The 6,780-nt window shown below is 75.1% G+C and carries 8 protein-coding genes and 1 pseudogene; 3 read left to right on the top strand and 6 right to left on the bottom strand.

Annotation, left to right across the window (positions count from 1 at the left end):
* Positions 1-134: 134 nt before the first annotated feature.
* From pgsA to Q7T67_RS03165, 4 genes are all read right to left on the bottom strand, one after another.
* The gene (pgsA, locus tag Q7T67_RS03180) at positions 135-686 is read right to left on the bottom strand and encodes a CDP-diacylglycerol--glycerol-3-phosphate 3-phosphatidyltransferase (protein WP_370695351.1); all 552 of its coding nucleotides are present in this window, start codon (positions 684-686) and stop codon (positions 135-137) included.
* Between the two features lie 141 nt (positions 687-827).
* Positions 828-1,838, bottom strand: coding sequence for a DMT family transporter (locus tag Q7T67_RS03175; protein WP_304785913.1), 1,011 nt, complete (start codon positions 1,836-1,838; stop codon positions 828-830).
* An 11-nt stretch (positions 1,839-1,849) separates the two neighbouring features.
* Complete coding sequence (locus Q7T67_RS03170; protein ID WP_304785912.1) at positions 1,850-2,689, bottom strand: ABC transporter permease; 840 nt, start codon at positions 2,687-2,689, stop codon at positions 1,850-1,852.
* Positions 2,686-3,492 (bottom strand): ABC transporter ATP-binding protein, encoded by an 807-nt coding sequence (locus tag Q7T67_RS03165; protein ID WP_304785910.1) that lies wholly within the window; start codon positions 3,490-3,492, stop codon positions 2,686-2,688. Before Q7T67_RS03165 ends, Q7T67_RS03170 begins: the two co-directional genes overlap by 4 nt.
* Before the next feature lie 167 nt (positions 3,493-3,659).
* Between Q7T67_RS03165 and Q7T67_RS03160 the strand changes: the two genes are divergently transcribed.
* Positions 3,660-4,286 carry an ATP-dependent Clp protease proteolytic subunit gene (locus Q7T67_RS03160; RefSeq protein ID WP_304785908.1) on the top strand — a complete coding sequence of 209 codons (627 nt, stop codon included), beginning with the start codon at positions 3,660-3,662 and terminating at the stop codon, positions 4,284-4,286.
* A gap of 84 nt (positions 4,287-4,370) precedes the next feature.
* On the opposite strand, the gene Q7T67_RS03155 is transcribed toward Q7T67_RS03160, so the two are convergent.
* Complete coding sequence (locus Q7T67_RS03155) at positions 4,371-5,255, bottom strand: fumarylacetoacetate hydrolase family protein (protein ID WP_304785906.1); 885 nt, start codon at positions 5,253-5,255, stop codon at positions 4,371-4,373.
* A gap of 103 nt (positions 5,256-5,358) precedes the next feature.
* Here Q7T67_RS03155 and Q7T67_RS03150 point away from each other — a divergent pair, with 103 nt between their 5' ends.
* Positions 5,359-5,901 carry a YqgE/AlgH family protein gene (locus Q7T67_RS03150; protein WP_304785904.1) on the top strand — a complete coding sequence of 181 codons (543 nt, stop codon included), beginning with the start codon at positions 5,359-5,361 and terminating at the stop codon, positions 5,899-5,901.
* Here the strand turns inward: Q7T67_RS03150 and Q7T67_RS03145 are convergent.
* Complete coding sequence (locus Q7T67_RS03145) at positions 5,894-6,229, bottom strand: hypothetical protein (RefSeq protein ID WP_304785902.1); 336 nt, start codon at positions 6,227-6,229, stop codon at positions 5,894-5,896. The genes Q7T67_RS03150 and Q7T67_RS03145 overlap by 8 nt on opposite strands.
* A 71-nt stretch (positions 6,230-6,300) precedes the next feature.
* On the opposite strand from Q7T67_RS03145, the pseudogene Q7T67_RS03140 reads away from it, so the two are divergent.
* Positions 6,301-6,780, top strand: a pseudogene (locus Q7T67_RS03140) (hypothetical protein); the annotation flags it as partial.

Here is a 6,780-nt window from a genome sequence, read left to right as displayed (position 1 = left end):
GCCGGGACCGCGGCCGGGTCGGGGCGACCGACGGGGTCGGCGGTCGGCGCCCGCGACCGGCCGGCCGGATCGGTGGTCGACGTCGGCCGACGGGTCTGGCGTCCCCGGCCGGTCGGCCGGGTCGGCCTGTGGGCTCAGGCGGCGGGGTCGGCCGGCGGGTCGGGCGTGCCCGCCATCGTCCGCCGGAGGCCCAGGAAGTAGTCCACGCCGCTCCAGAGGGTGATCGCGACCATCGCGTAGACGAGCAGGTCGAGCCAGCCGGGCACGGGCGAGATCAGGATCAGCAGGAGGATCACGAGGATCTGGAACGAGGTCTTGACCTTGCCCAGCCAGGCGGCTGCGATGACCTCGCCCTGCTGGGCGGCGACCGCGCGGGTCAGGGTGACCGCCAGCTCGCGGCCGATCACCACGACGGCGACCCAGGCGGCGACGCGGTCCACGCCGACGAGCATCACGAGCGCGGCGATCACGAGCAGCTTGTCGGCGATCGGGTCGGCGAGCTTGCCGAAGTTCGTGATCAGGTTCGAACGCCGGGCCAGCCAGCCGTCGAACCAGTCCGTGACCGACGCGACCCAGAAGATGACGGCGGCGACGACGTCGCCGGTCCCGGTCTCCTGGGCGAGGGCGTAGACCATCACCGGCACCAGCAGGATGCGCAGCACGGTCAGCGCGTTCGGCAGGTTCACGGGCACGGCCGGGAGTATCCCGGTCGCCGCCGCCCGGTGCGAGCCGCCGGGCCGTCCACGCCACCGCCCGGTGCGGCCGCTCGGCCGCCCGGGCCACCGACCCGGTGCGCCGTCCACGCCGTGAGGCGTCGCGCGGACGGGTCAGGCCCGCGGCGGACCCGGCTCGGCGGCGACCACCGCCGACGTCGCGACCGCCGGGGCGCGGGTCACGCCGACCCCCGCGGCCACGACGAGCAGGAGCCCGGCGATCGACAGCGCGGAGAGCCCCTGTCCCAGGACGACGAGGCCGGCGAGCGCCGCGACGCCGGGCTCGAGGGCCATCAGCACGCCGAAGACGCCGGGCGCCACGCGGCGCAGGGCGAGCTGCTCCAGCGAGTACGGGACGACCGAGCCCGCGATCGCCGCGACGGCCGCGATCGCCAGGACGTGGGCGGCGAGGAGCTCCCCGCCGCCGGTGACCGCCCCCGGGACGACGGCGACCAGGGCCGCGACGCCCATCGCCAGGGCGACGGGCTGCAGGCCCGGGAGCTGCCGGGCCGCCCGGGCGCCGAGCGGGATGTAGGCCGCCCAGCACGACGCGGCGAGCAGCAGCCAGGCGACGCCGACGGGATCGGCGCCGTCGGCGCTCCACGGCCGGGTCAGGGCGACCACCCCGAGCGCCGCGAGCAGCACCCAGGCGCGGTCGCGGGGCCGGCGGGCGAACCAGGCGCCGACGCCGAGGGGCCCGAGGAACTCGATCGCCACCGCGGTGCCCAGCGGCACGCGGTCGATGCCGAGGTAGAAGGCCGTGTTCATGACGCCGAGGACGACGCCGTAGGGGACGACGGCCCGCCATCCGTCGGCGCCGAGTCCGCGGACACGGGGTCGCACGAGGACCAGCAGGACCACGGCGGCGATGGCCGTGCGCAGCGCGGTGGCACCCAGTGGCCCGACCTCGTCGAACATCTGCGTCGCGACCGCGGCCGAGACCTGCACCGACCCGATGCCGCCGAGGATCATCAGGACGTCGGCCGGCGCGGTCCCCTCCCCCGCACCGGGGCGCGGCGGCCCCGCACCCGTCGTAGCACCGGGTCCCGCGTCACCGACCGCACCGAGGCCCGCCGCGCCGGCGTCCGGGCCGCCCGCGCCCGGGCCGTGCCCTGGTCCGCCCATCGCCCCGGTGCTCAGGGCTTGAGCCGGTGGCCCGTGCGGAAGAGCCACGCGCACCAGGCGCTCAGCCCGGCCGCGAGCGCGACGAGGACGAGGAGCGCGAGGCCCGTCGACACGTCGCCCTGCCCGACGAAGCCGATCCGGAACGCCTGCACGAGGTAGAAGATCGGATTGACGTGGGAGACGACCTCCCACGCGGCCGGCAGGCGGTCGACGGAGTAGAAGATCCCGCCGAGGAAGCTCAGGGGCAGGATCACGAGCGACGTCACGAAGGCCATGAAGTCCCACGACTTCGCGTAGATGCCCGCGATCACGCCGAGCTGCGCGAAGGCGATCAGCACGAGGACGGTCGCCACGAGCAGGACCAGCGGCTGCTCGACGCCCACCCCGGTGATCGCGACGCCGAGGACCAGCAGCAGGATCCCGGTCAGCAGACCGCGGACCACGCCGCCGATCGCCAGGCCGATGTTGACCTCCCACCAGCGCAGCGGGCTGGACAGCACGTCGTTGATGAAGCGGTCCGAGCGGGCCTGGAAGACCGTCGAGCTGTTGTTGGAGTAGGCCGCCGTGAGGATCGCCTGGACGACGAGGCCCGGGACGATGAACTGCTTGTACGGCACCCCGTCGACGTCGGCGATGTTGTCGCCGAGCGCCAGCCCGAAGACGACGATGAACAGCAGGGACGACATCACCGGAGCGATGAGCGTCTGCATCCAGAGCTTCATGAAGCGGACGATCTCCCGCTCGCAGAGCCAGAGCAGGCCGCGGCGGTCCTCGACGAACGGGGCGTCGGGGTCGCGCAGACCGCCCGGCAGGACGGCGGCGGCGGTGTCGTCGGCCACGCGGCCGCTCATGCGGGCACCGCGTTCCCGGCCGCCGCGTCGCCCTGCATCGCCTTGAGGTAGACCCCGGCGATGTCGTCCGCGTCGTACTGCGCGCGCAGGCCGTCGGCGGTGTCGCGGGCGATGATGCGGCCCCCGCGGATCAGCGCGATCTCCTCGCAGAGGGCCTCGGCCTCCTCGAGGTAGTGCGTCGTCAGGACGATCGTCGTCCCGGCCTCGTGCAGGCGACGCGTGTACTCCCACAGCTCGGAGCGCAGCTCGACATCGACGCCGGCCGTCGGCTCGTCGAGGATCAGCAGGCGCGGCTCGTGCATCATCGCCCGGGCGAAGAGGAGCCTCCGGCGCATGCCGCCCGAGAGCGCGGTCGGACGGACCTTCGCCTTCGACGCGAGCTCGAAGACGTCCATCAGCTCGGCGGCCCGACGACGCGCGTGGGCCCGGCCCATGCCGAAGAACCCGGCGTGGTAGATCAGGACCTCCTGGACCGAGAGGAAGCGGTCGAGGTTGATGTCCTGCTCGGCGAGCCCCACGAGGCGACGCGCCTCGCGCGCGTCGTGGCGGTGGCCGAAGACCTCGATCTCGCCCGCGGTCGGCCGCACGAGGTTGCAGATCGCGCCGATCAGCGTGGTCTTGCCGGCACCGTTGGGGCCGAGCAGGCCGAAGAACGCGCCGTCGGGCACGTCGAGGTCCAGGCCGTCGACGGCCGTGAAGCCGCCCTCGTAGGTCTTGGTGAAGCCGCGGACCGACAGCGCCTGGCGCGCCGCTGGAGACCCGATTCCCGACCCGGAATCGGAGGTACTTGCATGATCAAACACGTCTTGCGACTGTACGCGACGGCGTCCGCGCGCCCCGTCCGGGGCCCGCCCGCGCCCCGGACCCGGACGCCCGACGGCGGGCGCCCGCGGAGCCGCCCCCGACGCGGGCGGTGGACCCTCCGGCCCCGGCGGACAGGGCCGGGACGCCGCACCTATAGGGTGTTCCCATGCCTCTGGTTCCGGTCGTCGTCGAGCGCACTGCGCGCGGTGAGCGCGAGTACGACATCTACAGCCGTCTCCTGAACGAGCGGATCATCTTCCTCGGGACGGGGATCGACGACCAGGTCGCGAACCTGATCGTCGCGCAGCTCCTGCACCTGGCCTCGGACGACGAGGACAAGGACATCTCGATCTACGTCAACTCGCCCGGCGGCTCGGTCACGGCCGGTCTGGCGATCATGGACACGATGAACTTCGTCAAGCCGGACGTGCGCACGATCTGCGTCGGCATCGCGATGTCCGCCGGCTCGCTGATCCTCGCCGCCGGTGCGAAGGGCAAGCGCTCGTCGCTGCCCAACTCGCGCATCCTCACCCACCAGCCGTCGGTCACCGGCTTCGAGGGCCAGGCGTCGGACATCGAGATCCACGCCCGCGAGCTGCTGAAGACCCGCGCGCGCCTGAACGAGATCTACGTCGGGCTCACGGGCCAGTCCCAGGAGACGATCGACCGCGACATGGAGCGCGACCGCTTCTTCTCGCCGCAGCAGGCGAAGGAGTACGGCCTGATCGACAACGTCCTGGGCACCGAGCTGCCGGACCTGTCGCAGCCCGGCAAGGGCTTCGAGGTCCAGTAGAGCCCCGCGGCGTCCGCGCCGCGCCCCGCAGCACCCCGACGCCCGGCCTCCGCCGGGCGTCGCGCGTTCCGGCCCGCCCCGCGCTCACGCCCCGCCGGGCGCCACGACCTCGTGCTCAATCGCGCCGAGGCCCTCGATCTCCATCCGCACGACGTCGCCGGGCTCCAGCCAGACGCCGGTGCCCGAGCCGTCCGGCCGCGGGGTCGCCTTGCCGACCCCGTGCGGGGTGCCGGTGAGGATCAGGTCGCCCGGGCGCAGGGTGATCGCCGCGCCGATGTGGGCCAGGAGCGCGTCGACCCCGAACACCAGGTCCGCCGTCGTGGCGTCCTGGCGGAGCTCGCCGTCCACCCACGAGCGCAGGCGCACGACGGGCGTCCCTCCCGCCCACTCGGCGGCCCCGGCCGCCGCGTCGCCGTCGGGCGCGAGCGTGGCGGCCAGCTCGTCCGCGGTGGTGATCCAGGGACCGAACGGCACGAAGGTGTCGGCGCCCTTGGCGCGCGCCCACTGCTCCTCGGCGTCCTGCAGGTCGCGGGCGCTGACGTCGTCGGCCACGCAGAACCCCGCGGCGCCGACCGTGCCGTCCGGCAGCCGACCGATCACGATCGCCAGCTCGACCTCGTAGTCCAGCTGCTCGGTCACCGCGGGCCGCACGACCGGCCCGGACGGGTCCGTCGCGGCGGACGGCGGCATGAGGAAGACGACCGGGACCGTCGGCACCGCGTTGCCCAGCTCGGCGGCGTGCGCGGCGTAGTTGCGCCCGATGCCGTGGATCGTCGCGGGCTCGTGGGGCATCCGCAGCTCGACCTCGGCCAGGGGCAGCTCGCGCCCCGTGGCCGGCGTGCGGTCGCCCGACCTCAGGCGGTCGAGCACCGTCGACCCGTCCGCGAACGCGACGGCCCGGTCGCCGCGGATCTCGCCGTCGAGCAGCTCGCCGGGAGCCGACGGATGGGCGAAGCGCGCGAGCCGCATGACCCCAGGGTAGGAGACGGCCGGGGTCGACCCGTCACGGCGGCGCGTGCCCGATCCCCCGCGCCCTCGCGGTCGCGCACCGGACCTGCCAGCATCCCCCGGGATGGCGCGCCGCCTCTCCGGACAGCTCCTGGTCGCCTCGCCGACCATCTCCGAGCCCGCCTTCGCGCGGACCGTCCTCCTCGTGGTCGACCACGACCGCGACGGTGCGCTGGGCATCGTCCTCAACCGGCCGACGGAGACCCCCGTCGAGGCCGTCGTCCCGGCCATCGCGCCGATGTTCGACGAGGACGACGTGGTCCACGACGGCGGTCCCGTGCAGCCCGAGTCGCTGCTGACCGTGGCGGAGTTCCGCGACCCTGCCGACGCGGCGATGCTCGTCCTCGGCCGGGTCGGGATGGTCCGCGGCGACGAGGCCCCGCAGTGCCCGGACGTCGACCGGGCCCGCGCCTACGCCGGCTACGCCGGCTGGTCGCCCGGGCAGCTGGACGCCGAGCTGTCCCGGTCGGACTGGATCGTCGTGCCGGCCTCGCCCGACGACCTCTTCCGCCCGGACCCCGAGCTGCTCTGGCACCGCGCGCTGGAGCGGATGGGCGGGCCGTACGCCCGCCTCGCGCTCGCGCCCGAGGACCCGTCCGTCAACTGACCCCGGGCGCCGCCGCGGGGGCGCCGTCCGCCTCGCCGTCGTCCTCCTGCTCCGGGTCGTGCACCGGCGCTCCGTCGGACACCGCCTGGGGCCTGGGGATGCGGGCGGCGGTCGCGTCGCGCCGCGCCCGCAGCGGTCCGGCGATCGCACCGACGGTGCCGCGCTCCCGCGGGCCGAGCTCGCGGTAGGCCTCGCGCAGCTCCTCGAGCAGCGCGTCCGTCGCGTCGACGGCCTCGCGCGCCGAGGTCCAGGCCTGCTCCTCGACCGCGTCCTCCGCCCGCCCGATCGCCTCGGAGACGGCGGCGAGCTGCTCGAGGGGAACGTCCATGCCCGGAGCGTAGGGCCTGGGGCGGCGGGCGGGCGGGCGCTCGGGGCGTCCCGCGCTCTAGCCTGGCGGGCATGTCCCGTCCCAGGACCTCCTCGGCCGTCGCCGTCGCGGCGGCGCTCGTGCTCGCCGGCTGCGGCGGGGGCGACGACGGCGATCCCCGCACCTTCGCCCGGCAGGCCGACCACGTGTGCGCCGGCCTCGCGACCGCCGTCGGGGACCTGCGCGACGGGCTCGTCCGCACCGACGCCGCGAGCGAGGGGGCAGGGCTCTCCTCCGCCCTCACCCGCTACGCCACGAGCACCCGCCGGTTCGCCGACGAGCTCGCCCGCACCCGGCCGCCGCGGAACGAGCGGGCGTTCCGCGACGACGCGGTCTCCGGCCTGCGGCGCCACGCCCGGGCGATGCGCCGCGCAGCGGAGCAGGTCCGGGACGGCCGGGAGGCCTCGGCGCTGCGGGACGAGCTGCGCGGCGGTGCGCTGCCCGCGGTCCCGGCGACGCTGCTGGCGGACGCGCCGGCCTGCCGCCGCGCCACCTCGAACTCGAACTCACCG

The organism is Patulibacter sp. (assembly GCF_030655195.1).
Taxonomy (GTDB): Bacteria; Actinomycetota; Thermoleophilia; order Solirubrobacterales; family Solirubrobacteraceae; genus Patulibacter.
Note: the sequence above shows the minus strand (reverse complement) of the source record. Positions and strands in the feature narration are given on the sequence as shown.

Bases quoted from the DNA above. Each gene is read 5' to 3' on its own strand.
- Q7T67_RS03155 (WP_304785906.1), bottom strand. From the start codon at position 5,255: ATGCGGCTCGCGCGCTTCGCCCATCCGTCGGCTCCCGGCGAGCTGCTC.
- Q7T67_RS03170 (WP_304785912.1), bottom strand. From the start codon at position 2,689: ATGAGCGGCCGCGTGGCCGACGACACCGCCGCCGCCGTCCTGCCGGGC.
- Q7T67_RS03150 (WP_304785904.1), top strand. From the start codon at position 5,359: ATGGCGCGCCGCCTCTCCGGACAGCTCCTGGTCGCCTCGCCGACCATC.
- Q7T67_RS03160 (WP_304785908.1), top strand. From the start codon at position 3,660: ATGCCTCTGGTTCCGGTCGTCGTCGAGCGCACTGCGCGCGGTGAGCGC.
- Q7T67_RS03175 (WP_304785913.1), bottom strand. From the start codon at position 1,838: ATGGGCGGACCAGGGCACGGCCCGGGCGCGGGCGGCCCGGACGCCGGC.
- Q7T67_RS03145 (WP_304785902.1), bottom strand. From the start codon at position 6,229: ATGGACGTTCCCCTCGAGCAGCTCGCCGCCGTCTCCGAGGCGATCGGG.